General features: G+C 32.6%; 21 protein-coding genes. 3 read left to right on the top strand and 18 right to left on the bottom strand.

Translation table 11 applies throughout. From position 1 onward, the window contains the following. Positions 1-25: 25 nt before the first annotated feature. The 13 genes from B5464_RS03030 to B5464_RS02970 form a co-directional block, all read right to left on the bottom strand. Positions 26-841, bottom strand: a complete 816-nt coding sequence (locus tag B5464_RS03030) for a purine-nucleoside phosphorylase (RefSeq protein WP_079737130.1) — start codon at positions 839-841, stop codon at positions 26-28. A 20-nt stretch (positions 842-861) separates the two neighbouring features. After that, positions 862-1,470 carry a TIGR04282 family arsenosugar biosynthesis glycosyltransferase gene (locus B5464_RS03025; protein ID WP_079737129.1) on the bottom strand — a complete coding sequence of 203 codons (609 nt, stop codon included), beginning with the start codon at positions 1,468-1,470 and terminating at the stop codon, positions 862-864. 14 nt (positions 1,471-1,484) lie between these two features. Continuing rightward, entirely contained in the window at positions 1,485-1,979 is a 495-nt protein-coding gene (locus B5464_RS03020) for a rhodanese-like domain-containing protein (protein WP_079737128.1), read from the bottom strand. A gap of 57 nt (positions 1,980-2,036) precedes the next feature. Then, positions 2,037-3,005 (bottom strand): arsenosugar biosynthesis arsenite methyltransferase ArsM, encoded by a 969-nt coding sequence (gene arsM, locus B5464_RS03015; protein ID WP_079737127.1) that lies wholly within the window; start codon positions 3,003-3,005, stop codon positions 2,037-2,039. Between the two features lie 17 nt (positions 3,006-3,022). Beyond that, complete coding sequence (locus B5464_RS03010) at positions 3,023-3,850, bottom strand: metallophosphoesterase (protein ID WP_079737126.1); 828 nt, start codon at positions 3,848-3,850, stop codon at positions 3,023-3,025. Then, entirely contained in the window at positions 3,835-5,169 is a 1,335-nt protein-coding gene (locus tag B5464_RS03005; RefSeq protein ID WP_079737125.1) for a sodium:solute symporter, read from the bottom strand. Before B5464_RS03005 ends, B5464_RS03010 begins: the two co-directional genes overlap by 16 nt. Before the next feature lie 3 nt (positions 5,170-5,172). Beyond that, positions 5,173-6,612 (bottom strand): SusD/RagB family nutrient-binding outer membrane lipoprotein, encoded by a 1,440-nt coding sequence (locus B5464_RS03000; protein ID WP_079737124.1) that lies wholly within the window; start codon positions 6,610-6,612, stop codon positions 5,173-5,175. A gap of 9 nt (positions 6,613-6,621) precedes the next feature. Then, positions 6,622-9,816 carry a SusC/RagA family TonB-linked outer membrane protein gene (locus B5464_RS02995; RefSeq protein WP_079737123.1) on the bottom strand — a complete coding sequence of 1,065 codons (3,195 nt, stop codon included), beginning with the start codon at positions 9,814-9,816 and terminating at the stop codon, positions 6,622-6,624. A 55-nt stretch (positions 9,817-9,871) separates the two neighbouring features. Continuing rightward, entirely contained in the window at positions 9,872-10,555 is a 684-nt protein-coding gene (locus B5464_RS02990) for a DUF2064 domain-containing protein (protein WP_079737122.1), read from the bottom strand. A gap of 3 nt (positions 10,556-10,558) precedes the next feature. Continuing rightward, complete coding sequence (gene arsS / locus B5464_RS02985) at positions 10,559-11,614, bottom strand: arsenosugar biosynthesis radical SAM (seleno)protein ArsS (RefSeq protein ID WP_079737121.1); 1,056 nt, start codon at positions 11,612-11,614, stop codon at positions 10,559-10,561. A 231-nt stretch (positions 11,615-11,845) separates the two neighbouring features. Continuing rightward, the gene (locus tag B5464_RS02980; RefSeq protein ID WP_077809920.1) at positions 11,846-12,181 is read right to left on the bottom strand and encodes an arsenosugar biosynthesis-associated peroxidase-like protein; all 336 of its coding nucleotides are present in this window, start codon (positions 12,179-12,181) and stop codon (positions 11,846-11,848) included. Between the two features lie 69 nt (positions 12,182-12,250). Further along, a complete protein-coding gene (locus B5464_RS02975; RefSeq protein ID WP_079737120.1) occupies positions 12,251-12,961 on the bottom strand; it encodes a DUF547 domain-containing protein in 711 nt (236 codons plus the stop codon). A gap of 47 nt (positions 12,962-13,008) precedes the next feature. Next, positions 13,009-13,692, bottom strand: coding sequence for a queuosine precursor transporter (locus B5464_RS02970; protein WP_079737119.1), 684 nt, complete (start codon positions 13,690-13,692; stop codon positions 13,009-13,011). 169 nt (positions 13,693-13,861) lie between these two features. Between B5464_RS02970 and fabD the strand changes: the two genes are divergently transcribed. Continuing rightward, complete coding sequence (gene fabD / locus B5464_RS02965; RefSeq protein WP_079737118.1) at positions 13,862-14,749, top strand: ACP S-malonyltransferase; 888 nt, start codon at positions 13,862-13,864, stop codon at positions 14,747-14,749. A gap of 80 nt (positions 14,750-14,829) precedes the next feature. On the opposite strand, the gene B5464_RS02960 is transcribed toward fabD, so the two are convergent. The 4 genes from B5464_RS02960 to B5464_RS02945 all read right to left on the bottom strand — a co-directional run bounded on the left by B5464_RS02960 (position 14,830) and on the right by B5464_RS02945 (position 20,441). Next, positions 14,830-17,664 (bottom strand): pitrilysin family protein, encoded by a 2,835-nt coding sequence (locus tag B5464_RS02960; protein WP_079737117.1) that lies wholly within the window; start codon positions 17,662-17,664, stop codon positions 14,830-14,832. Positions 17,665-17,779: 115 nt separating this feature from the next. Continuing rightward, positions 17,780-17,974, bottom strand: a complete 195-nt coding sequence (locus B5464_RS02955; RefSeq protein WP_077811377.1) for a hypothetical protein — start codon at positions 17,972-17,974, stop codon at positions 17,780-17,782. A gap of 280 nt (positions 17,975-18,254) precedes the next feature. Continuing rightward, positions 18,255-19,268 carry a UDP-glucose 4-epimerase GalE gene (gene galE, locus B5464_RS02950; protein ID WP_079737116.1) on the bottom strand — a complete coding sequence of 338 codons (1,014 nt, stop codon included), beginning with the start codon at positions 19,266-19,268 and terminating at the stop codon, positions 18,255-18,257. A gap of 9 nt (positions 19,269-19,277) precedes the next feature. Next, positions 19,278-20,441 (bottom strand): DegT/DnrJ/EryC1/StrS aminotransferase family protein, encoded by a 1,164-nt coding sequence (locus tag B5464_RS02945; protein WP_079737115.1) that lies wholly within the window; start codon positions 20,439-20,441, stop codon positions 19,278-19,280. A 74-nt stretch (positions 20,442-20,515) separates the two neighbouring features. On the opposite strand from B5464_RS02945, the gene B5464_RS02940 reads away from it, so the two are divergent. Together B5464_RS02940 and B5464_RS02935 are read left to right on the top strand one after the other, a co-directional pair. Further along, a complete protein-coding gene (locus B5464_RS02940) occupies positions 20,516-22,897 on the top strand; it encodes a penicillin acylase family protein (protein WP_079737114.1) in 2,382 nt (793 codons plus the stop codon). A gap of 49 nt (positions 22,898-22,946) precedes the next feature. After that, on the top strand, positions 22,947-23,537 hold the full coding sequence (locus B5464_RS02935; RefSeq protein WP_079737113.1) for an alkylphosphonate utilization protein: 591 nt from the start codon (positions 22,947-22,949) through the stop codon (positions 23,535-23,537). A 147-nt stretch (positions 23,538-23,684) separates the two neighbouring features. On the opposite strand, the gene B5464_RS02930 is transcribed toward B5464_RS02935, so the two are convergent. After that, positions 23,685-24,785 (bottom strand): DUF4407 domain-containing protein, encoded by a 1,101-nt coding sequence (locus B5464_RS02930; protein WP_079737112.1) that lies wholly within the window; start codon positions 24,783-24,785, stop codon positions 23,685-23,687. Between the last annotated feature and the right edge of the window lie 89 nt (positions 24,786-24,874).

The raw sequence follows: 24,874 nt of genomic DNA, 5'->3' as shown, positions 1-24,874 counted from the left end.
CTTTTTAGTATTCTAAAGAATACGTTTATAATTCTTTAACCACCTCTTTAAAAAGTGTAATCATTTTTGGTTCTGCTTTACCAGCAATAGCAATAATTTCTGCAATATCTACAGGTTGTAAATTCTTAGGATCACACTCGTCTGTTAATACCGAAATTGCAGCACATGGCAGGTTTAATTGTTTGGCAACAATTACCTCTGGCACAGTACTCATACCAACAGCATCGGCCTCTAAAATTTGCAACATTCTATATTCTGCCCTCGTTTCTAACTGTGGCCCAAGAACACTGGCGTACATACCTTGATGTAATTGAATTTTATGCGCTTTTGCGATGTCTTTTATTTTTATATTGATTGCTTTTGAATACGGTTCTAGCATATCGGCAAAAATATTACCAAAGGCATTTGCACCGTTAAAAGCTAATGGCGAACTACCTTGAAGATTGATGTGGTCTTCTATCAACATTAAATCTCCTTTTTTATAATCTAGGTTAATAGCACCAGCAGCATTAGAAATTAATAGATTTTGAATGCCCAAGCCGTGCATCGTTCTAATGCCGTAAGTTACTTCCCATGGCGTATAACCTTCGTATAAATGAAATCTACCCGCCATTACGATAACTTTTTTACCAGACAAATCACCATAAATTAATTTTCCAGAATGAAACTCTACAGTAGCTACCGGAAAGTTAGGAATGTCTGCATACGGAATTTCTTTTTCGATGGTAATTTCATCTACCAACTTACCCAAACCTGTACCTAAAACAATACCTGTAGCGGGATTTGTAATACCTTTTGCTTTTAAAAAATCGATGGTTTCTTGTAATTGCTGTTGTTTCATAATTTTAGTTTGGTCTATTTTTATAATAAATGTTGAAAAGCAGGATGGTTTGCTATATCTTCATAAACATCTACATCATTCAATTCGTGTAACAAATGTACTTTTTTATCTTGTAAATCTTTTAAAGTTGCAGCTCTAACCGTTTCTGTGCCCCATTCTTTGTTTTGAAACACTTTTTCGTGCAAGCGATTCATCCCTAACAAATAATAACCACCATCTTCTGCAGGCCCAATAACTACATCATTAGTATCTAATTGATGAAAAGCATGGTCTACCGTTTCTGGTGTTAAATCGTACAAATCGCTACCAATAATTAAAACCTTGTCATAGCCGGCTGTAAAACCATTGTAAAAAGCATTTTGCATTCGAATACCTAAATCTTCGCCTATTTGTTGGTGCTTTTGAAAAATATTAGCATCCCAAAGATCGTTTTCTCTAATTTTAACGGAATAGTACACCGCTTTGTCGGCGTTTACTTGGCTTGCAATAGTTCTTGTTCTATCTAATAGAAACTTGTAAATTTCTAAAGCTTTTTCGTCGCCAACTGTTTTTGCTAAACGTGTTTTTGCTTTTCCTAATTCTGGATTTCTAGTGAAAACAAGCAATAGGTTTTTATGATTTTTAGCCATCGTTTTTTATGAATTTATTCGTAAACTTTTGTGCCTTTATGCAACCACTTGCCCCAGTTTTTGCTGAAAGCATGTACTTTTTCTGTGGGTTTGCCTAAGGTATCTACTACTTTAAAATTGTTGTTTTTCCATTCGAAAATACCACCATATAAATTGTAAACATTAGTATAACCTTCTTGAATTAATTTGTGCGCAATGGTTTCTGAACGGATGCCTAAAGAACAATACACTACAATTTTAGCGTCTTTATCTTTGGGCAATTTTGGAAGTGTTTCTTCGAGTTGAAATTTATCGTATCCAACGTAAATGGCTTTTTTTAAATGGCTTACCTCAAACTCTGCTTTTTCTCTAGCATCTAATAAAATAGCATTGGTTTTTGGCAATGCTAAGGTTTCTACGGATATATAAGGTACGTTTCTAGTGTTCCATTTATTTAATAGTTTGTCTAGTTTTTTTTGTGAAAATGCAGTAGAACTGATTACTAAAAAAAGGATGCAAAGTTTTTTCATTATTTAAGGTTTTATATCATTTTAATGCTTTTAAAAAATAGCAACTAAAAGCTTCTATTAACAACAGCCGCCACCATCGTAATGATATGTAGATTCTGAAAAGAAAATATCATCTCTACCCAATGCTTTTAAGGCAGCCGCAGTTTTATCGCAAATTGCCAACGGTTGATTTTTTAATAAAGTATGGCCCGCTCCATCGTCAAAAAAGTCTTCATCACCATAATAAATAGCTGCTTTACCTGTAAAAATACAAGGGCCATCTGCTGGCATTGGGTCTTTAATTGCGGCAACTTCTATCGATTCTATATAAATTAACTCTTCTGTTGGATAATTTTTAGGGTCTAAAATTCGATACGGCTTTCTAGCTCTAATTTCTATCGTTCCAAAGCCAGCGTCTGTTAAGGCTTTTACGTAATCTGCAATCGACAAACTTCCGCTTAAACATAAGGCACGTAAACGCTCATCATTACGTAATTCGTCATTCATTTCTTGCTCGCAAGTTGGGTCGCTCATTACCAATTTACCATGCGGTTTTAATACTCGGTACATTTCTGCAATGGCTTTCTTTAAATCATCTGACTTAAAAATATTGAACAAACAGTTTTGTGCAGCAACATCAATAGAATTATCTTCTACTGGCAATGCCATAGCATCTCCTTTTCTTAAATCGACAAAATCACTTTGAAACCAATCGTTTTGAGCTTCTGCCTCTTTAAAGTTTTTACGAGAAGCTTCTAACATTTCATCTACAACATCTAAACCAATAACACCACCTTTGTTTCTGTTAAAATACGCAAATTGTAGCAACTCCATACCACCACCAACACCAACGTATAACATTTTTGGGTTGTTGGTTAAGTCTCTAGCATGCACAGTAGAACCACAACCGTAGTTCATTTCTTGCATAATTCTTGGTATTTTTAAACCAGGAAGTTCCCAAATAGGGTTGGTAGTACAACACAAACCAACGTCTGGTGTTAATGCTGCTTCTTTGTATACATTGTGTGTTGTTTCTAAATAGCTCATTTTTTTCTTTTTTTATGTTATAATTGAATTCCGAATCCTTGTAAACCTGTTTCTATGGCAGGTAATATTTCTGTATTATCCCAAATACCCGTAACAATAGTTCTAGAGTATTCTTCTGGCAGCAAACCGTTTTGCATTAATTTGCTTGTTAATTTATAATTATAATTTAAAGTATGATGTGTATAATTAAAATTTTCTTTAGCATCGTCTAAAATTGCATACCAAACACTTGGGTTGCCATCATTTGCTGGCATACCAATTACACCAGGATTTAGCCATAGTTGCCCATTTTGTTGATCTTGAAATGGCAAACCACAATGGCCCGCAACAATTACATCGCTATTGGTAGCAATAAAATTTGGTGCTTTTTTAGACCAATCGGTAGATTTAAATATAAATTCTGATACATTGAAATAAGAACCATGTACTACAGTTGCCTTTTTTGAAGCATACTCAAACTGTATTGTGTTTGGCAAAGTTTTTAAAAATTCTAAAGAGTTGCTAGATAATTTGCTTTGTGCATACGGATACCAAAGTTGCGAAAAACCATCGCATCTAGAGCCTTCTCTAAAATCGCAACCACAGTCTGCTGCATTTTCACGCAACTGAATTTCTACGTTGCCAACAATACTTTTTGCGCCCCACAATTTAAATAATTGCACCGTTTCTTCTGGTTGTGCACAATAACCAACAATATCGCCTGTACAAATACAGTTTTCTGGCGGAATGCCTTCTTTTTCGGCAATTTGTTTTAGCGCTTCTATAGCTTGTAAATTGCTATAAACACCACCAAAAAGCAGTGTTTTACCAGATAGTTTGCCTAAATTTTCTATTTTCTGATCCATGATGGTATATAGTATAATAAAACACAACTTAAAATTCCCCAAACATTTACCCAAAGTAAATCGGCATATTTTCCTGTTGTAAAAATGAGTGTTTCTGGAAAAGCATTAAATAGTAGCAAGAACCCAAAGAGCAAACCACAAGATACGCTTAGGTAGTAACTAATTTTAGGTACTTGCGCTTTCCAACAAATAAATATAGGAGTCAAACCAATAACCATTGTACCCGATATAGTGGTTGCAGATAAGATTTCTGCATTTAAAAAAACAGGAATCGTACCTAAAACGGCTACGGTAATCATCGTAATTCTTCCAAAAGAAACCGACTTTCCTAAATTTAAATCAATTGCTAAAAGTTTAGAAAAAGAAGAAAATGTAGAGTCTAAAGTTGAGGCTGCAGAGGTAATCATTATAAAATTGATAACTAATAGTAATACAACACCCAAGGCTTTACCTACTTCTACAGCTGCTTGCCCAGACATTCCTTTAGTTTGTGCATAGACACCAATTAAACTGAATAAGATAATACAAATTGCACCTAAAATACTTGCCCATAAAAAACTTTTACGCGTTACTTTTGGTGATGAAATAAAACCTCTATCAGTTAAAACAGGGTCGTGAAATGGATAACTAAATGATTGCAATAACGCTGCAAAAAAGAGGTTTAAACCCAATTCGAAACTCCATGTTCCAGAACTTATAATTTCTTCGGATGAAAAATCATCCGTAGTAAAAATTGTACCTAAAATAATTAGCAATAAAACAGAGAAAAGCACCATTTGTATTACGTCTGTAAAAATAGAACTGCTTAAACCGCCTTTTAATGCGTAGGCAAGTGTTAGTAATGTAAACACAATTATTGCGGTAAAATAAGGTGTGCTACCTTGTGCGCCGAAATAGCTTCCAATTACCATGGTGTTGCTCCATACTTCATTAAAAAGTCGAAAAGCAATTAAAATCGAAAAGATTGCCATGGCTTTTTTACCAAATTTTGATATTAGAAATTGATGAATACTTGTAAAACCACCAACAGTTCTTAATTGATATATAATAATACCAGCAATGGCAAAAGAAAGGTAATAACCTGCGTACGCAACACCACCAACCAAACCAAAAGCCAAACCTAAGTTGGCTGCATTGGTAATGCTTTTCGCAAAAATCCAAGAAATGATTAAACTACCTGTTAATACTACTGTATTTGGCGCTTTCTTTTTATGGACTGCTTTAAAAAACTGCGACGTTGTTTTTGCATACGGCGATAAAAAGAACAAGACAAGACTTGAACTTATAATCAATAACCATTGCCAATTTATTACATCCATACTTTATTCGTTCCACCAAACTTTAGCATCCAAACTGTTGCCGTTTGTTGCCGCTGCTGCTTTGTTATAATTTTCTGAATTTAAACTTGCTGCTTCTGCAGGATACGGCATTCGTACCGGAATTAAACCTGCGTTTAAACTTGCAGAAACATCTTTTAATACCGGAAAACCGGTACGTCTATATTCTATCCAACCTTCGTAACCATTTATTAGGGATGCAATCCATTTTTGGGTAATTATTTGGTTTAACGGCGTGCTGTTTGCTGCGTTGTAATTTGCATTTGTTGCTAAATACGTTGCAGGTAAATCGGTGTTCCAAAACTCAAAAGCTTGCGTTACACCTGTGTTGTACAACGTTTCTGCATCAGCATTGATAAATCCTTTTGCGGCAGCTTCGGCTAATAAAAAACTGGTTTCCCAGGCAGTCATAAAATTAGCATCTAAAGTAGATGTGTCTTCTCTAAAAGCAGTACCAGCCAAAGAATAATCTGACAAAGCAACGGATGTTGAGGAGGCATCAATACCGTTTATCAATCCGTTATAATCATTACCCGTTGCATTTGCAAAAGGTCTAAAAAAGGTGCTGATTCTGGTGTCTTCTAAATCGGTTAACACTTCTTCCATCGTTTCCGAAAGTACAAAGTTGTTAAAATCTCCAACTCTTAATTGCGCCAATCTAAAACTGTTTGGTTCTGAATTTGTGAAATCGAAAACAGCATTTTCTGAATTGGATTGAATGTAATTACCATTGTTAAACAAAGTTTGTAATTGTGCAGCTACATCTACTTTTGCAGAAATACGAATGAGGTATTTTATTTTTAGCGAGTTTGCAAACTGAATCCAACGATTTAAATTACCGTTGTATATAATATCGCCTTCTAAAGGTATTGAACCTGTATACGCATTTATTGCTGCGATTCCTTTATCTAAATTGTCTAAAATTCCGTTTTCATTTTGATAAATGTCTTCTTGTAAATCGTAAGCCGGGGTTACCGTTCCTTCGATACCATTAAAAGCTTCAAAATAAGGCACATCGCCAAATAAATCTGTTAATCCGGCAGCCATATATGCTTTTAAAATTAAAGCAGGTCCTTCGTAAACCGCAAAGGCAGGTGTTTCTTTGGCTTGCTTTAAAATGATTTCGTTGTCGCGTAAATTGGTGTAAAAAATACTCCAAGGATTACCACCTAATTGCGGACTTTTTAAATCGTGTCTATCAAACAAATTAAAATCTAAAGCTGTACGGTGTTGTGCCAGTAAATCTCCAGCAACAAAACCTTCGTAACTCATGTTTTCGCCAAAATTATAAAGTACTTGTCTTAACAAGAGATTTGGTTGTACCGCAACTGGTGCGTTTGGATTGGTATTTATTTCTTCAAAATCTGTGGTGCAACTTGCAAAGATTATCGCAAAAATTGCAAGGATGTATATGTGTTTTTTCATGGTGCTTTCTTAAAAATTAAATCCTACTTTAAAACCGAAACTTCTACTTGTAGCATAACTCATGTCTTCTACACCGCTTACAAAACCATTGCCTTGTACTGCCAATTGTTCTGGATCGAAATGCGGATTTTCTGTAATAACAAATATGTTATTACCGATAAAAGAAAAGTTCATGGTAGAAGTGTCTTTTAAACCTAAAAAGCCTTCTGCTAAATTTAAAGTATAACCAATAGAAAACTGACGAAGTTTTAAATAAGAAGCATCGTATACATTGTTTTCTTCATGATTTCTATCATAATATTGTCTGTAATAACTTTCTGCAGAAACAGCAACAGTGTTTGGTTGGCCAGTATTTACATTAACACCTTGCGCCACAATACCTGCATCTGGTCTAAAAGAAGTTTCTGCCAATTGACCACCAACATTACCCAAAGCGCTAGTTCTAGACACAATTTCGCCACCTTGTCTCCAATCAAATAAGAAATTGGCATTCCAGTTGTTATATGCAAAACTATTGTTCCAACCCAAAGTAAAATCAGGATTGTAGTTTCCTAATTTTATCAACTCGTTATTGGCAATATAACGGCCGTTATCATCAATTAAAAACTCACCATTTTCATTTTTCTGATAACCCGTACCGTATAAATCTCCTACTTGTCCGCCTTCTTCTACTTGAAACCAAACGGTTTGGTTGGCACTATTGTAAATTCTACTATACGCCAATGTTAGTCTACCTTCATCTTGTGGCAAATCTTTAATAGTAGATTTGTTAGTAGCAAAGTTGAAAGTAGTATTCCATTTAAAATTAGATGTTTTAATTGGGGTTCCTCCTAAAATAATTTCGATTCCTTTGGTGTTTACCTTTCCGCCATTGATTACTTGTTGATTGTAACCTGAAGAAATTGCAATAGGTAAAGAAATAATTTGGTCTTTGGTAGTTGCGTTGTAATATGTAAAATCAAAATTTAAACGATCTCTAAAAAAACGAATGTCTGCACCAATTTCATAAGACGTAGTTAATTCTGGTTTTAAGTTTGCGTTTGGTATAAAATCTTGATTGCTAAAAGTAGGTTGCCCATTAAAAGTAGTCTGCGACACAAAAGCACCAGAAGTTTGGTACGGATTGGTATCGTTACCAACCTGTGCAACACTAGCTCTTAGTTTTGCAAACGAAATACTTTCTGGTAATTCTGTATAATTCGAAAGTATAAAACTAGAAGACACAGAAGGATAAAAGAAAGAAGTACCATCTACAGAAAAAGGAGTTGCCAAAGCGCTAGACCAATCATTTCTACCAGTAATATCTAAGTATAAAAAGTTCTTATAACCAAATTTTGCAATTCCGTATAACGAATTAATTCTCTTTTTAGAATCAAACTGAAACACTTCTATCGGAGAAGCGGCATTGTTTAAACTAAAAATACCAGGTTGTGCCAAATTAGTTGTTTGCGATTGTTTTGTTGATGCCGTTTGGTCTAATCTGTTACCACCAAAAGAAGCATCAAAAGTAAAATTACCAAAGGTGTTTTTGTAGTTTATTAAAAAATCGGTATTAATTTCTCGATAAAAAACATCATGTTCTGCATACGCTCCGTTTTTAAAACGATTAGAACTAAAATTACGTTTAAATTGTCTTTTTTCTGATGAATAATCCATTCCAGAGCGCAAAGAAACACTTAAGTTCTCTGTAAAATTATGGTTGATGGCGACATTACCAAAAACACGATCTCTGTTAAAAGAATTGGTGTTTTCTTTTAAAATAAAGTACGGATTATCGAAATAGGTATAGTTAAATGAATATTGTTGCACGCCTTCTAAACCTGGTTGCCAATAATTTTTTAAACTGTTGATGTCTAGAGAACGAGGTCCCCAAGCTACTAAAGAATAATTTACGTTTTCACTACCGTAACCATTAGCTGGTCTATTATCACTGCTAGAATTTACATAATTTACACTACTCGTAATTTTTGTTTTTTCTGTTGGACGAAAGGTCATTTTTAACGCTGCCGTTTTTCGTTCTAAATTTACACCAGGGATAATAGATTCGCTATCTAAATCGGTTAGTGATAATCTGTAAGAACCTGTATCAAAAGTATTGGTTATAGCAACATTATTTACGGTTGTAACACCTGTTTGATAAAAGTCTTTTAAATTATCTGGGTTCGATTTAAATAACGTAGGCGTGATATTTTCGCTAGAATACAGCGATGTGTCTCCACCTCGCACAACAGTTCCGTCTTGTAAAGTTACAGGCGAATCGAACTGAGCTATAAAATTACCAGCATCTAATCGAGGTCCCCAAGAGTAGGTGATTAAATCGTTAGTACCGCCACCTAAGCCGTCTACATATTCGAAGTTGCCAGCATTTCCTTGACCATATTCATTCTGAAAATCTGGCAAACGAAAAGCATTATCAAAAGTAATAGAAGAGTTAATGCTTACGCCTAAACCTTTCTTTTTGCTACCATCTTTTGTCTTGATCACAATAACACCGTTAGATGCTCTTGTACCATACAATGCTGCGGCACTTGGCCCTTTCAAAACGGTTACAGATGCAATGTCATCCGCATTTACTTCCATAGCACCATTTCCGAAATCTATTTCTTGGAATCCGGCAGCGGCTTCATTGGTAAAATTAAAAACAGTATTGTTGTTAATTGGCGTTCCGTCTACCACAAATAACGGATTGTTATTAGAAAAAGAAGCCTCACCACGAATGGTGATTTTAGAAGATGAACCAACGCCAGTTGCACCTTGTGATACCGTAACACCGGCTAATTTACCAGATAAGTTGTCTAAAAAGTTAGGTGTTTTTACTTCGTTAATATCCTTAGATTTGATTTCTTGAACTACATAACCTAATTCTTTGGTTTGCCTGTTTACACCTAAAGCAGTTACAACAACTTCATTTAAACTAGTTGCAAGTTCTTCTAAAGCGATATCTATTGCAGTGTTATTATTGATGGCTACTTTTTTAGTTTGGTAACCTAAATAGCTAAATGTTAAAAATTGGGTGTTTTTAGAAATAGTTATGGTATAATTACCATTTAAATCTGAAGTTGTACCGTTTGTATTTGTAGCTTTAATGCTAACGTATGGCAAAACTTCGCCAGAACTTTTATCAGTAATAGTTCCTGTAATTTTTTGTTGTGCAAAACCAATGCTTGTAACAAGCATAAGTATACACATAGTAATGTATTTCATCGAGTGAATTTTTGTGTAAAATAAGGTTGATTTGTATTGTTAAACAATACTAAAATTATAGATACGCAAAAAATAGGGGAGAACCCTTGTTGTAGTTTTTAGTAAATGAAGAAGTTTTATAAAACGAAACCTTGCTAATATTGTATATTTTAATAGCAAAAATTGTTTTCTTTAAAAGTAGAAAAACATCTAAAGAAAGTGTTTTAAAACTTTGTAAAATCGTTTTAATATCTTCTAGCGCATCAATATCTATTAATAACTCTAAAAAAGAGATTTGTTCTTTTTTAATTGTCGAAATCGCACCAATAGACGCTTGTAGTTTATTAGTTTGCCATGGTAATTTTAAAAAGGTTTCTTTATTAAAATGTGCCTTTTTAAGTCCCATTAAATAAAATCCACCATCTTTAGAAGGCCCTATAACAAGTTGTTTGTTTGTTAAAGATGTATTCGCATCTAATAAGTGCTTTGTTTTTAAATGAGGTGTATCATTACCAATGGTAATAACATTATCAAACCCTTTTTTAAAAATGAAATCGATAGCATTGGTAAAACGTTCACCAAAAGAAGCTCCTGTTTGTTCTTTTTCTGAAATAACAAAATAAGGGAGTTTCGATTTTTTAGCCGTTTTTAAAGTCTGCTTGTTTAAAGCACTAAAAATCTCTGCAGATAGAAATTCTTTTCTCTCTACTTCTTTAGCTGCTGAATTTGCAAAAATTAATAAGGCGGTTTTTTGATTCATAGATTACGCTACAACTCCTTGGCAACTACTTCCTGCACCGGCGGTACAACCATAACAATGCTGATTGATAATAATATTTCTATTTTGTAATAATTCTTCATTATAATCAGAAACGTGCTTTACTTTACTGGCAACTTTTAAATTAAGCATTTGGTTAAAATCACAATCATACAACCAACCGTCCCAACTTATAGAAATTGTGTTTGTACACATTACATTTTCTACAGCAGCAGGATTGTAGGCGTCTAATAAAGAATGCATATAATCTTCGTAATTATCTGAAGCAATTAAATAATCTAAAAAACGACTAATTGGTAAATTTGTAATGGCAAATAAACTATGAAAATCGATGTCAAAATCGGCTTTTAAAGCTTTCTTAAAATCGTTTTCTAATGCCATTTGATCTCCTGGTAAAAAGGCTCCTGACGGATTGTAAACCAAATCTAACTTTAAATTAGAACCCGGCATACCATAACCTACAGCATTTAATTCTTGTAAAGCTTTAATCGATTTATCAAAAACACCATCACCACGTTGCTTATCTGTTTTTCCACGCGTCCAATGTGGCATCGAAGAAACAACATGTACATTGTGTTTTTTGAAAAACTCTGGTAAATCGTAGTACTTTTTATTAGCTCTAATAATTGTTAAGTTAGAACGTACAATAAAATCTTTAATTCCGGCTTTAGAAGCTTCTTCTACAAACCATCTAAAATTAGGATTCATTTCTGGTGCACCACCAGTTAAATCTAGCGTGTGTGCTTCTGTTTTTTTAATAACATCTAAACACTGTTGCATGGTTTCTACCGTCATGATTTCTTTACGATCTGGACCAGCATCTACATGGCAATGTTCGCAAACTTGGTTACACATATAACCTAAGTTTATTTGTAAAATTTCTAATTTTTTAGGACGTAAAGGAAACTGATTTGTTTCTTTAATTTTAGCAGCAAAAGTTGGTAATTCTCCGTTTGCAAATATGCCGCTAGAAAGAATTTCCATTTGACGAGACGTATTAGCAATATCGTTATTTCTTGCTTTTAATGATTTTGTAGCCATTTATTTTTTAATATTCTTTAGCAGTTGCAGTTTTCAGTTGGTTTTTGGTAACCTTTATCTGTAAACCGTTTGCATGTTTCGCTTTATTTTAAATAAAAAATTGTTCGCAGTATTTACGAAGAAATTTGTGTTTCGGTTTTAGATTGATAAAATATAAATGTTTTTAGATGCATGCTTGCGCGGAAATAAGCAATTTACACAAAAACGAATGAACGTTTTTGGCACTCTAATTTACATTTCTAATTTGTTTACTTTATTCATCATTTGCACACCGTGTACCAAAGTAGCACCACTTTTAATGGCAGCACCCACATGTATAGCTTCCATCATTTCGGGTTTTGTAATACCACGTTGCAAACCATCTTTAGTATAAGCATCTATACAATACGGACACTGTTCTGTATGTGCAACGGCTAAGGCAATTAAAGATTTTTCGCGGGCAGTTAACGCACCCTCTTCAAAAACTTTACCATAATAATCAAAAAATTTATTTCCTAATTCTTCGCTCCATTCCGTTATTTTTCCGAATTTTCTTAAATCTGATGCGTCGTAATATGTTTTTGACATTCTTTGTTTTTTAGAATTGAAATTGAAAGATACAAATAGTTTTCAAACAAAAATAGCATTTTAGAAATGCTATTTTTCGTTCAAGCTCCAATCGTAATTTAAGTAACTGATTTTTGCCTTTTTATTGATTTTGATATCAGCATATTTATTTAAATAATCGATAACAGACCCTTCTTTTGTAAAATCATCTTTAAACCAATTAAATATTGAAGAAATTTTTACTTTTTTTTCTGATAACTTGTTTCTAGAGCTATCATTTACAAACGCTGTCATTAATTTTTCTAAAGCGGAATCAATATTTTGTTCCGTAAAAGCCATATTTGCTAATTTAGGACAAGAGCCCGATGCACAATTAACACCCACATGAATTCTTGGATCGAATAAATTTTTACGTAAAATTTCGTGTTCTATATGGTCTAAAGTATAGGTCTTTCCACCAACTTTGGCAAAGGGAATTTTCCAAGCAGTTTTTCCATCTTCTTTAATATCGGTAATACTTTTTAATGGGTAATTGTCTAAAATTATTTTTAAAGTATAAGCATTATAGGCGTTTATCCAAAAAGCTTTTTGTTTAGCAACAGACCAAGAAGAAGTTGGTTTTGTTTCTTCTAAGTAAGAAATGTATGTGTTTAATTTTGCCTCGTCTGCTTTTAAGTTTTTATAATTTACCAAACCTTGTTTAGAAACGTGTGTTTCTAATAAATTATTAAAAATAGAAGTTTGTGCTTGTAATTGCATAAAGCTAAAAGAGACGAAAAGGAAGAATGTTAGTTTTTTCATTTTTATAAATTGTATGTACTTTTTTAGACGCAGTAATTTTAATTCAATTACAAAATTTCTTCTCCAATTTTTAAATGAAACCTTTTTCGAAACAAATAAACCAAGCCATATAAAATCGGAGTATCTAATGCTGCTACAATAACTTTGAATAAAAAGCCACTAATTAGTAAGCTAGTAAATATAGACCACGGTAAAATTTTAAAAGAAGATAATAAAAATAGCACGGTAAAAGTGTCTATAAATTGCGAGGCAAAAGTAGAAAAGTTATTGCGTAACCAAAGATGTTTGCCGTTGGTTTTCTTTTTCCAGAAATGAAAAATTTTGATGTCTACAAATTGCGCACACAAATAAGCCATCATCGAAGCAAAAACAGCAAGCCGAGAGAGACCAAATACTTTATGAAATTCATTATTATTAATAGGAGAGTTCTCTATTGCAGGTGCAAAATCTGCTACTAAAATAATTAGCATCGAAAAAAAGGAAGCGAAAATACCAGCAATTACCACTTGATTCGCTTTCTTTTTACCATAAATTTCTGATAAAATATCTGTAATTAAAAAAGTAATAGGATACGGCAAGATACCAACAGAAACCTCAAATTTATAAAGACCAAAGGGTTCCCAATAAAAGAATTTTTGAAAAATCAAATTAGAAGCTACCAAAGAAGCGATAAATAACGCCGCCAACGTAAGGTATATTGTATCTGCTAATTGTCTGTCTTTTTCTCTCATAAGAACGAAGGTACTAAATATTAGTTTTGTTTCATGAAAAAACTAATGTATTAAACAAAGTTAATTTAGTACATTAATAATTATATGCTTAATTTGATAAAAATAGTAGTTTTACAGTCTCTAATAAAAAGGTTATTTTTGCGCCACAAACAACAAAAAAAGAATAAAAATGAAAGCATATATTTTTCCGGGACAAGGAGCACAGTTTACAGGAATGGGATTGGATTTGTATGAGAAATCTGCATTAGCCCAAGAATATTTCGAAAAAGCAAATGACATATTGGGGTTTTCTATTACCGATATTATGTTCGAAGGAACTGCAGAGCAATTAAAAGAAACAAAAGTTACACAGCCTGCAATTTTTTTACATTCGGTAATTTTAGCAAAAGTTTTAGGAGATTCTTTTAAACCAGAAATGGTTGCAGGGCATTCTTTAGGTGAATTATCTGCTTTAGTTGCTAACGGAGTTTTATCTTTTGAAGACGGATTGACATTGGTTTCTAAAAGAGCTTTAGCAATGCAAAAAGCCTGTGAAATTGCACCGTCTACAATGGCAGCAGTTTTAGGGTTAGCAGATGAAGTTGTAGAAGAAACTTGTGCAGCTATAGATGGAGTAGTAGTTGCTGCAAATTACAATTGCCCGGGACAATTAGTTATTTCTGGAGAAATTGAAGCAGTAGAAAAAGCCTGTGAGGTTTTAACAGAAAAAGGAGCAAGAAGAGCATTGTTGTTGCCTGTTGGTGGTGCATTCCATTCACCAATGATGGAGCCCGCAAGAGAAGAATTAGCCGCCGCAATTAAAGCAACTACTTTTAGTGAGCCAACCTGTGCGGTATATCAAAATGTAGTAGCAAAAGCAGTTACTAATCCAGAAGAAATTAAAGAGAATTTAATAGCACAACTAACGGCACCAGTAAAATGGACGCAATGTGTACAGGCTATGATTGCTGATGGAGGAACAGAGTTTATAGAAGTAGGGCCAGGTAAAGTATTACAAGGATTAATGCGTAAAATAGATAGATCTGTTGCTGCAAGTGGAGCTGTTTTAGCAGAATAAATAAAGGAATTTTCAAATAATAAAAATCCCAATTTCAATATTTTTGAAATTGGGATTTTTTATTCTAATAAACTAAGATTTTAATTCTTAATTTTCTTTTGTCTTTCGTTCAATAAAACCGGTTCACCATACCCTAATTCTTTCATACGATTTAATTGTGTTTCTGCATCACCAACAATTAACCAAATCATTTTATTAGGATTTACGTATGTGTTTGCCAATTCAGAAATTCTTTCTTTGGTCATGTTATTCACAGTTTCTTCTCGATCGCTTATATAATCTGCTTTCATACCGTAATTTGCAATATTAGATAACATTCTTAGTTTAGCACCAGCAGTTTCGAAAGCTCTGGCATTACTTTTAATTAAGAAACCTTTGGTTGTTTCTAAATCTTTATCAGAAAATGTTGTAGGATACTCTTCTAAAATTTTCTTAACTGCTTGTGCAGATTCTAAAGTAACATTAGATCTTACACCACTAGAAATTGTAAAAGTTCCTTTTGCTTTTGTTCCTGAAAAACCAGAACGAATACCGTAAGTATAACCTTTTCCTTCTCTTAATTCTTGCGTTAAACGAGACGCAAAACCACCACCACCAAGAATATAATTCATAACAGAAGCAGCGTAATAATCTTTATCTGTAGCTGCTAATGCTGGTGCGCCAAATTGTAAAACAGATTGTTTTGCATTTGGTATATCATAAAAATAAACAACAGGTTTGTTAGGTGCATTTGGTGTTTTATATTCCGGTATTGTAACAGCTTTTGAGTGCCAGTTTGTGTTTAAAGAAGCCAGAGAATTTACAACAGTTTCTTCTGTAATGTCACCAACAACTAACATTTTTGCAACAGAAGGAGAAATGTAATTGTTATAGTATTCTTTTAAATCTTCTATAGAGATATTTTCTACTGATGAAATTGTACCTAATGTGTTTTTAGATCGGATGTTGTCTTCACCATAAATTAGAGTATTGTATGCATTTCTTGCAACCGAGTTTGGACTTGCTTCTTGTTGTCTTAAATTAGAAATAGTTGCTTTTTTAAGTAATGCAAATTCTGTTTCATCAAATCTTGGTTGTAACAACATTTCTTGTGCTAAAGCCAAAGTTTTGGTATAGTTTTTAGCTAAAGTTGTTCCGCTTAAAGTAATGTTTTCTTTAGTTGCGTAAATGTAGATAGAAGCACCTAATTCTTGAATAGCTTCTTCTAATTGTTGTACGCTTTTGTTTTTAGTTCCTTTATTTAACAAGTCTGCAGTTAAATTAGCAACACCCAATTTATCTAAAGATTCTAATAACTGTCCACCATCAATAGTCAAGTTAAAACGCACTAATGGAACTTCGTTATTTTCGATCCCGTAAATTTTTAAACCATTTTCTAAATCTGCTTCGTAAACTTTTGGCACTGCTAATGAGGGTGCTTTACCATATTCTGGTTCTATACTTCTATCGAAAGAAGATGGAGTTTTCTTATAAGTAGCTGCAATTTTAGGGTTAAAAGTTTCTTCTGCGCCATTAACAATTTTTTCTTCTACAACATTTGCCAAAGTAGAACCTTTAAGAGCAAGTTCTGCGCTATTTTTAGGAACAAAACTAGTAGCAATGTAATTTTTATCTTTAATATACGTATTGTAAACTCGCATTACATCGTCTTTAGTGACTGCCAGTGTTTTTTTGATATCTTCTGTAGCAAAACCAGGATTTCCTAAATATGTATTATTAGAAGCTAAGTTAGATCCTTTCCCTAAAACACTCGATAAACCTAAATAAAATTGAGTTTCTTGTCCTGCTTTTATTCTTTGCAAATCTTTATCAGAAATACCTTCAGATTCAAACTTTGCAAACCCCTTTTCTATACCTGCTTTTACTTCATCTAAATTTTTACCGTTAAAAGCTCTAACAATTAATTGAGTTTCACCAGCCAATTCAGATGCATAATTATACATCACTGTGTTAGATGTTAATTTTAAATCATCTACTAAAACAGTGTTAAGTGGTGCAGATTTTCCGTCTGATAAATACTGAGTTAAAACTTCTAAAGCATACGAATCTTCGTGATACATTTCTACACTTGGCCAAACCATTGTTAATTGTGGTACTCTGGCAAAATTGTCTTCGTAATATAAAAACTTTGTTTCTTTAACTTCACCCGGTTTTTTCTCTAAAGCCGGAATTTCTTCTCCTTTAGGAATTTCATCAAAATATTTATGAACCCATTTTGTTGCTTCTTCAATATCAATATCTCCAGAAAGAACTAAAGTAGCATTATTTGGCACATACCATTTCTTGTAAAAATCTTTTACATCTTGTAAAGTTGCATTTTGTAAATCTTCTAAAGAACCAATTACTTGCCAATTGTAAGGATGATTTTTTGGGTACAAGTTTTTACCGATTACGTATTGATTGTGTCCGTAAGGTCGGTTATCTACACTTTGTCTTTTTTCGTTTTTTACAACTTGTTTTTCTTTTGCTAAAACAGGTTCTGTAACCGTATTTATAAAATACCCAAGTTTGTCTGCCTCTGCCCAAATCATTTTTTCTAAAGCATCTTTTGGCACTGTTTGTAAGTAGTTTGTTCTGTCTCTAGAAGTAGAACCATTAGCACCAGAACCACCAATTCTTGCACTCATTTTATCTAAACCACCTTTTCCTAAGTTTTCTGATTCTAGAAATAGTAAGTGTTCAAATAAATGAGCAAAACCTGTTCTACCTTCTTTTTCTCTTGCAGAACCAACATGAACCATTAGTTCTACTGCAACAACAGGATCTGATTTGTCTACATGAAAAATTACATCTAAACCATTGTCTAATTCGATTTTTTTGTAGTTAACACGAAGCTCTTTTGTTTTTTCTTTCGAAGAATTGTTACAAGCTATAAAACTTGCAATTGCTATAAAAGCAATACATATTTTTTTCATTTTAGTTGATTTTAAGACTTTAAAGTTACTAAAATAGAAAGTGAAGATTTATTGTTTTGCTGTTAAATTATAACTAAAAAAAAATCTCAAAACATTTGTTTTGAGATTTGAACTTTTATTTAGCTAAAACACAATCGCTACAATCTTTTATTTGACCGTAATATGTTTCTCTATATTTATGTACCGTTTTAATAGGTATTACGTTTAAAATTGTTTTTTTAATGTAAGTTACGTTTGTGTGAAGTCTACCCATTTTTGGTGTGTAACGCTTTTCTAAACGTGTTTTTCTTTTAATTTTAATCAGTTTCATGTTTTCTAGTATCATTGTAATTAATATGCTGCAAAGTTAGAGCGATAAAAAAGCGATGTCAATTTATAAGTGTTAAAACCCTAAGATAAACGCTAGAAATAAGAATCTGAAAATAGAAGTTGGTTGCAATTGTAAATATGATAATGCTAGCGGAATATAATTGTCATATAAAAACTCATTTTTCGTTAATTTTTGATAAAAAACACAAAAAATCACCATAAATTAACATAAAATACGTCAATTTATAGTGATTTCTTCTAAAACTTACTTTTTTAAAAAGCTATTTATTTTGTTGCTGTTGCCATTTCCAGGCAGATGCTAATGCTTCTTCTAAAGATTTTTCTGTCTTCCAATTTAATTCTTTATTGGCAATAGTTGTATCTGCATAAGCAGCTGTTATATCGCCTTCTCTTCTGCCAACAATTTTATAATTTAAAGATTTTTTAGCGGCTTTTTCAAAAGCTTTAATTACTTCTAAAACAGAGCTTCCTGTACCTGTACCAACATTAAAATACTCAAATTTTTCTTTGTTGTTTTTCTCTAACAGACGTTGTAATGCTGCAATATGTGCTTTGGCTAAGTCAACCACATGAATATAATCTCTTACTGCTGTACCATCTGTTGTATTGTAATCATCACCAAAAACTGATAATTCTTTTCTTATTCCTGCTGCGGTTTGTGTAACATACGGAATTAAATTTTGAGGAACACCAATAGGTAACTCACCAATTTTAATACTTTCGTGCGCACCAATAGGATTAAAATAACGCAAAGCAATTGCATTTATGCCATGTGCTTTACAGGTTTCTTGTATAATTTCTTCTCCTATTTGTTTGGTATTGCCGTAAGTAGATTCAGCTTTTTTAACAGGTGCATTTTCGGTAATTGGTAATTCATCTGCTTGCCCATATACGGTACAAGAAGAAGAAAAGATAAAGTTATCGATATTTCTATCTCTCATTTCTTGCAAAATGTAAACCAAACTACCAATGTTATTTTCGTAATAATCTAAAGGATTTTGAACACTTTCTCCAACAGCTTTAAAAGCTGCGAAATGAATAATTCCGTCAACTTTATTGTTTTTAAAGAAATTATTTACATCACTTTTTATACGTAAATCAATTTGATGAAACTCTGGTTTAGTACCAGTTATATCAGCAATATTATCTAAAACACTAAGCGTAGTGTTAGATAAGTCGTCTATAATAACTACTTCAAAACCTTTTTCTTGAAGTTCTACAACTGTATGCGAACCAATAAAGCCTAAACCACCTGTAACCAATATCTTTTTCATAGAAAGTTGTTATTTGATAAAGTTATTTATTGTATTTGTAATAAATTCTAATTGCTCTGTATCTAATTCTGTGTGCATTGGTAAAGAAATTACCGTTTGAATTAGCTTGTTAGTAACAGGAAAATCCGTTTCATTATACCTATCGTCTTTATATGCTTTTTGTGCGTGTAAAGCAACAGGGTAATAGATTGCATTCGGAATTCCGCTGTCTAACAAGTGCTTGTGTAGTTCATCTCTTTTGCCATTTGTAATTTGCAATGTGTATTGATGAAAAACATGACAATCACAAACATCACAAATTTCACCGCAACTGTTAGTCGCGTTCGATTTTGTGGTTGGTGTAATAATATTAGGATTGTTTGCAAATGCTTTGTTGTAAAACCTAGCAGCATTTCTTCTTGCATTGCAATAACTATCTAAAAGCGGTAATTTAGCTTTTAAAACACCCGCTTGTATAGAATCTAATCTAGAGTTTACACCAACAACATCATGGTAATAACGTGTGTACATTCCGTGATTTACAATTCCTCTAATTGTATGTGCGAGTGCATCATCATTTGTAAAAATAGCACCGCCATCTCCGTAACAACCTAAGTTTTTAGAAGGAAAAAATGAGGTTGTACCTACATTACCAATAGTACCAGCTTTTTGTTTTTTACCGTTTTTAAAAGTATAATTAGCACCAATTGCTTGTGCATTATCTTCAATAACAAACAAATTATGTTCTTTTGCAATTTCCATTACTGCATCCATATTGGCAACTTGTCCAAATAAATGAACCGGCACAATAGCTTTTGTTTTTGGTGTAATTGCTTTTTTTAGTGCATCAATATTAATATTAAAAGTATCTTCATCTACATCAACTAAAACTGGTGTTAGTTTTAATAGTGCAATTACTTCTACAGTTGCAGCAAACGTAAAATCTGCTGTTATAACTTCATCACCTTGTTCTAAACCCAAGCCCATCATTGCTATTTGCAATGCATCTGTACCATTTGCACAAGGTATTACGTGTTTAACACCTAAATATTTTTCTAAATCTGCTTGAAATTCATGAACCAAAGGACCATTAATATAAGCCGATGTATTTAGTACTTGTTCTATAGAATTATTTACAGAGTCTTTAATTTTTGCATACTGACCTTGAAGGTCTACCATTTGAATTTTTTTCATGAAGTATGATTTAATAATCAGTTTCAAAAATACAACTTAAATCTATTATCTTTGGATTTATGAAACACATTTCGATGAAAATTATCAAAAAAATTGTAGCAATTTTAATTGTCATAGTAATAAGTTTAGGAATAGCAAGTTGGATTTATTTTAATAGTTTAAAACCAACATACAATGGCGAAATACAATTAAAAAATACAACAAAAGATGTAGCGGTTTATTTTGATGAAATAGGTGTACCACACATAGCGGCAGAAAACCAAAAAGATGCTTACTTGGCTTTAGGTTATGTGCATGCGCAAGATAGATTGTGGCAAATGGAACTGATAAGAAGAATTTCTGCCGGAAGGTTGGCTGAAATTTTCGGAGAAAAGTTAATTCGAACAGACAAACTATTTTCTGGTTTAGGAATCGAAGAAGCATCAGAAAAAACAATACAAAATTTAGATAAGAATTCTGAAGCTTATAAAATGGCTACGGCTTATTTAGACGGAATAAATCAATATATAGAAAACGGAACAACACCGATAGAATATCGATTGGTTGGTGTAAAAAAAGAAAAATATACGCTAAAAGATATGTATAATGTTTTTGGTTATATGGCTTTTAGTTTTGCGATTGCGCATAAAACAGATCCAATGCTTAATGAAATTAAAGAGAAATTAGGCAGTACATATTTTAATGAATTGATTGGTGTAGAAGATAAAAACTTAACTCTAATTCCTAACGAAAAGAATGCAGAAATAACAGGTGCTTTTTCAGAAGCAATGCAAAATCTTACAGCAGTATTGCCAATAGCCCCTTTTATTGGAAGTAATTCTTGGGTTATTGGAGCAGATAAAACAAAAAACGGAAAGGTAATTTTTGCAAACGATCCTCACATTGGTTATTCGCAACCTTCTGTTTGGTATCAAGCACATATTAAAACTCCAAATTATGAAATGTATGGTTTTCATTTGGCATTAGTTCCTTTTCCTCTTTTAGGACATAATAAAGATTACGCATATGGTTTAACAATGTTCGAGAACGATGATATCGATTTTTATGTTGAACAGAACAACCCAGAAAATAAAAACCAATATTTGTATAAAAATGAAGTGCTAAATTACAAGAAAATTCAAAAAAGATTAAAAGTTAAAGACGCTAAAGATTCTTTATATACAATAAAAGTTAGTAAACATGGGCCGTTAATGAACGGAATTATAGACCAATTGCAAACAGAAAAACCAATAGCAATGCAATGGATTTATACCAAGTTAGAAAACCAAATAATGGATGTTGCTTATGAAATTTCTCATGCAAAATCTTTATCAGATTTTAAAAAGGGGGCAAGTAAACTGCATGCGCCTGGTTTAAATATGATGTACGGAGATGCTAAAAATAATATTGCATGGTTTGCTTCTGGTAAATTGTATAATTACAGAGATTCTTTGTACACAAAAACATTTTTAAACGGATCTTCTGGTACAGATGAGATTTTAAATTATATAGATTTTGATGAGAATCCGCAAGCCATTAACCCTACAAGTAATTATGTATATTCTGCAAATAATCAACCAGATTCTATTCAGAACAAATTATATCCTGGTTATTATTTAGTAGAGGATAGAGCCAAAAGAATAGAAAATTTGTTAACTCCTAAAAACGATTGGTCTAAAGAAGATGTGGCAAAAATGCTTATGGATGTTACATCGCCCGTTATACCAGAAATTTCTAAAGATTTAATAGCAGCATTAGATCAAAGTGATTTTTCTGCAAGTGAAAAAACAGCAGTAGCTATTTTAAAAGAATGGCAAGGTAATTTTGACAAAGAAGAAGTTGCGCCTACAATTTATAATAGATTTATTTACGAGTTTCAAAAAAATACTTTTGCAGACGAAATGCAAAAAGGATATTTTCAATTTATAAACACGCCTTTTGTAGAAAAAGTGTTGCCCGTTCAAGCAAAAAGAGAAAATTCTGTTTGGTGGGATAATGTGAATACTGTTAATAAAATAGAAACCAAGCAAGAGATAGTTACTACATCATTTAAAAAAGCATTTCAGTTTTTAGAAAATCAATTAGGAGCCAATGTTGCTGGTTGGAAATGGAAAAGAGTACTAACTGTAGAACACAAACATGCTGTTGGCGAAGTAGCTTTGCTTAGAAAATACTTTAATGTTGGCCCGTTTACAACCAATGGCGGAGACCAAGTAATAAACAATCAAATTTACGATATCGATTCTACAGGATATTATAAGGTAAAAGCAGGACCATCTACAAGAAGAGTTGTCGATTTTTCTGATGTAGAAAATAGTTTGTCTATTATACCAACAGGTCAATCTGGTCGTGTATTTAGCAAGCATTATAAAGACCAAGCTCAAAAATACTTAAATGGTGAGTATGTAAAAATGATGCTAAATCAAACAGAAATTAAAAACAGTAATAATCTTTTAATCTTAAAAGCGCAGCAGTAATTAGTATAACTAATTTTAAAATGTACTTTTGCTGCATAAAAAATAAATAATGAGTTTACAACAAGAATTAGAAAGCAGAAGCGGTAACCAATGCGAATTATGTGCTGCAACAAATAATTTATCAATTTACGAAGTAAAACCAACTTCTACAGGTGGTGTAGATGGTAGTTTGTTAGCTTGCGAAACTTGTATAACTCAAATAGAAAATCCAGAAGCTACAGATGCCAATCATTGGCGATGTTTAAATGATTCTATGTGGTCTGAACACAGAGCTGTAAAAGTTGTTGCTTGGAGAATGTTATCTCGCTTAAAAAACGAAGGTTGGCCACAAGACTTGTTAGATATGATGTATTTAGAAGATGACGATTTACGTTACGCTAAAGAATCTGGAGATCATTTAGACGAAAGTGAAAAAATTATTCATAGAGATGCCAACGGTGCTATTTTACAAGCCGGTGATTCTGTTGTTTTAATTAAAGACTTAAAAGTAAAAGGTTCTAGTATGGTTGCCAAACAAGGTACAGCAGTTCGTAGAATTTCTTTAGATCACGAAAATGCAAAATATATAGAAGGCAAAGTAGGACCAACGCAAATAGTAATTATTACAGATTACGTTAAAAAAATGGCAGAAAAAGAGTAAACAGCTTAGAGTAAATTTCTTAAAGAAAATTGTATCAAGAAGTTGGGCGTTACCTTTCAGGTCGCGCTTTTCACTATATCTTTTTTTCGTACCTCAAAAAAGGATGCCGTTGCAATCGCTAACGCAACTACCTGCCAACAAATAGCATTACAACATTTTTTGTTGCTTCTTATAAAAAGAATCGGCTTGCAATTTCATTAAATCGCGAGCCATTTTTTGTTTGTATTTATACAACTCTTCTTCTTCGGCAATATCTTTATAGACTTTATTGTTCAAGTCTATATCGGCAGCCAACATTACTTCTCTTTGATGCACTTGTTGTTGCACCCAAGTTTTAATAGCAGATTCTTGTTCTTCTAGTTTAAAATCATATTCACCTTTCGGAGCAATTAACTTTGCAAAAATTGGAGATGTTTCTATGGCTAAAAACAACAAGAAAATAAAAAAGGATGGCAACCAAGGCAATTTGTTTAATGCATTTACTCGAGCCATTAAACCGTCAAAATTAGCAATGATAGGTTGTGTTTTAGTCTCATTTAATTTCTGATTTTCAATTAAAGCGGCAATTGCTAATTCTTTGGTTTCTATTTTTGCAGCATTGTCTTTTTTAAGTTGGTTTAATTCAGCCAAAGCAATATCGTGTTTTTCTCTTTTTTCTTTATACACAGGTCCTTTACCTAATAGTTTGGTTCCTTTTCTTCCTTCTGCTTCGGCAATATAAGTGTCATATAACGCATTAGTAGTAATTTCTTTTTCGACGATTTCAGTTTTTAAAGCATCGATTTCGCTATTAATTTTAGTGATTTCCGGATTAAATTGTGCGGCTATTTGAGTTTTGTTATCTAAAGTCATCTGATTTTTTTCTGTTAACAAAACCTGATTGATCTCTTTTTCGAATAACTTTAACTCTAATGGTTTAGAAATAACTGTTGCAATAATAATTGCCAATATTATTCTTGGTGATGCTTGTAAAAACTCTTTCCATTTAGAATCTCTTTTTTTAATTGTAGCTACTATAAATCTGTCTAAATTAAAAATTAGCAAACCCCAAACTACTCCAAAAATAAGAGCAGTAAAAATAGTATCGAAAACAGTATATAACGCATAACTTGCAGAAATTGTAGCCATAATTGCTGTAAAAAATACAGTTGCACCAATACCAACATATTTATTTTGTTCTCCGTCGGCACAATTATTTAGAAGATTTTTATCTGCACCAGAGCAAATAATAAAGAATTTTTTAAGCATAAGATGCAATTTAGTTGTTGATGGAAAATTTTTATCAATTTTTTTTCTCGTTGTCGTAAACCATCAACGCTAGAAAAATGAATTTATTT

This window comes from Polaribacter sp. KT 15, assembly GCF_900143115.1.
GTDB classification, from domain to species: Bacteria; Bacteroidota; Bacteroidia; order Flavobacteriales; family Flavobacteriaceae; genus Polaribacter; species Polaribacter marinaquae.
This window is presented reverse-complemented; position numbering and strand designations above follow the sequence as displayed.

Bases quoted from the DNA above. Each gene is read 5' to 3' on its own strand.
- B5464_RS02960 (WP_079737117.1), bottom strand. From the start codon at position 17,664: ATGAAAAAAATATGTATTGCTTTTATAGCAATTGCAAGTTTTATAGCT.
- B5464_RS03005 (WP_079737125.1), bottom strand. From the start codon at position 5,169: ATGGATGTAATAAATTGGCAATGGTTATTGATTATAAGTTCAAGTCTT.
- B5464_RS02930 (WP_079737112.1), bottom strand. From the start codon at position 24,785: ATGCTTAAAAAATTCTTTATTATTTGCTCTGGTGCAGATAAAAATCTT.
- arsS (WP_079737121.1), bottom strand. From the start codon at position 11,614: ATGGCTACAAAATCATTAAAAGCAAGAAATAACGATATTGCTAATACG.
- fabD (WP_079737118.1), top strand. From the start codon at position 13,862: ATGAAAGCATATATTTTTCCGGGACAAGGAGCACAGTTTACAGGAATG.
- B5464_RS03020 (WP_079737128.1), bottom strand. From the start codon at position 1,979: ATGAAAAAACTTTGCATCCTTTTTTTAGTAATCAGTTCTACTGCATTT.
- B5464_RS02970 (WP_079737119.1), bottom strand. From the start codon at position 13,692: ATGAGAGAAAAAGACAGACAATTAGCAGATACAATATACCTTACGTTG.
- B5464_RS02955 (WP_077811377.1), bottom strand. From the start codon at position 17,974: ATGAAACTGATTAAAATTAAAAGAAAAACACGTTTAGAAAAGCGTTAC.
- B5464_RS03010 (WP_079737126.1), bottom strand. From the start codon at position 3,850: ATGGATCAGAAAATAGAAAATTTAGGCAAACTATCTGGTAAAACACTG.
- B5464_RS02975 (WP_079737120.1), bottom strand. From the start codon at position 12,961: ATGAAAAAACTAACATTCTTCCTTTTCGTCTCTTTTAGCTTTATGCAA.
- B5464_RS03030 (WP_079737130.1), bottom strand. From the start codon at position 841: ATGAAACAACAGCAATTACAAGAAACCATCGATTTTTTAAAAGCAAAA.
- B5464_RS02945 (WP_079737115.1), bottom strand. From the start codon at position 20,441: ATGAAAAAAATTCAAATGGTAGACCTTCAAGGTCAGTATGCAAAAATT.
- B5464_RS03000 (WP_079737124.1), bottom strand. From the start codon at position 6,612: ATGAAAAAACACATATACATCCTTGCAATTTTTGCGATAATCTTTGCA.
- B5464_RS03025 (WP_079737129.1), bottom strand. From the start codon at position 1,470: ATGGCTAAAAATCATAAAAACCTATTGCTTGTTTTCACTAGAAATCCA.
- B5464_RS02940 (WP_079737114.1), top strand. From the start codon at position 20,516: ATGAAAATTATCAAAAAAATTGTAGCAATTTTAATTGTCATAGTAATA.
- galE (WP_079737116.1), bottom strand. From the start codon at position 19,268: ATGAAAAAGATATTGGTTACAGGTGGTTTAGGCTTTATTGGTTCGCAT.
- B5464_RS02980 (WP_077809920.1), bottom strand. From the start codon at position 12,181: ATGTCAAAAACATATTACGACGCATCAGATTTAAGAAAATTCGGAAAA.
- arsM (WP_079737127.1), bottom strand. From the start codon at position 3,005: ATGAGCTATTTAGAAACAACACACAATGTATACAAAGAAGCAGCATTA.
- B5464_RS02995 (WP_079737123.1), bottom strand. From the start codon at position 9,816: ATGAAATACATTACTATGTGTATACTTATGCTTGTTACAAGCATTGGT.
- B5464_RS02990 (WP_079737122.1), bottom strand. From the start codon at position 10,555: ATGAATCAAAAAACCGCCTTATTAATTTTTGCAAATTCAGCAGCTAAA.
- B5464_RS02935 (WP_079737113.1), top strand. From the start codon at position 22,947: ATGAGTTTACAACAAGAATTAGAAAGCAGAAGCGGTAACCAATGCGAA.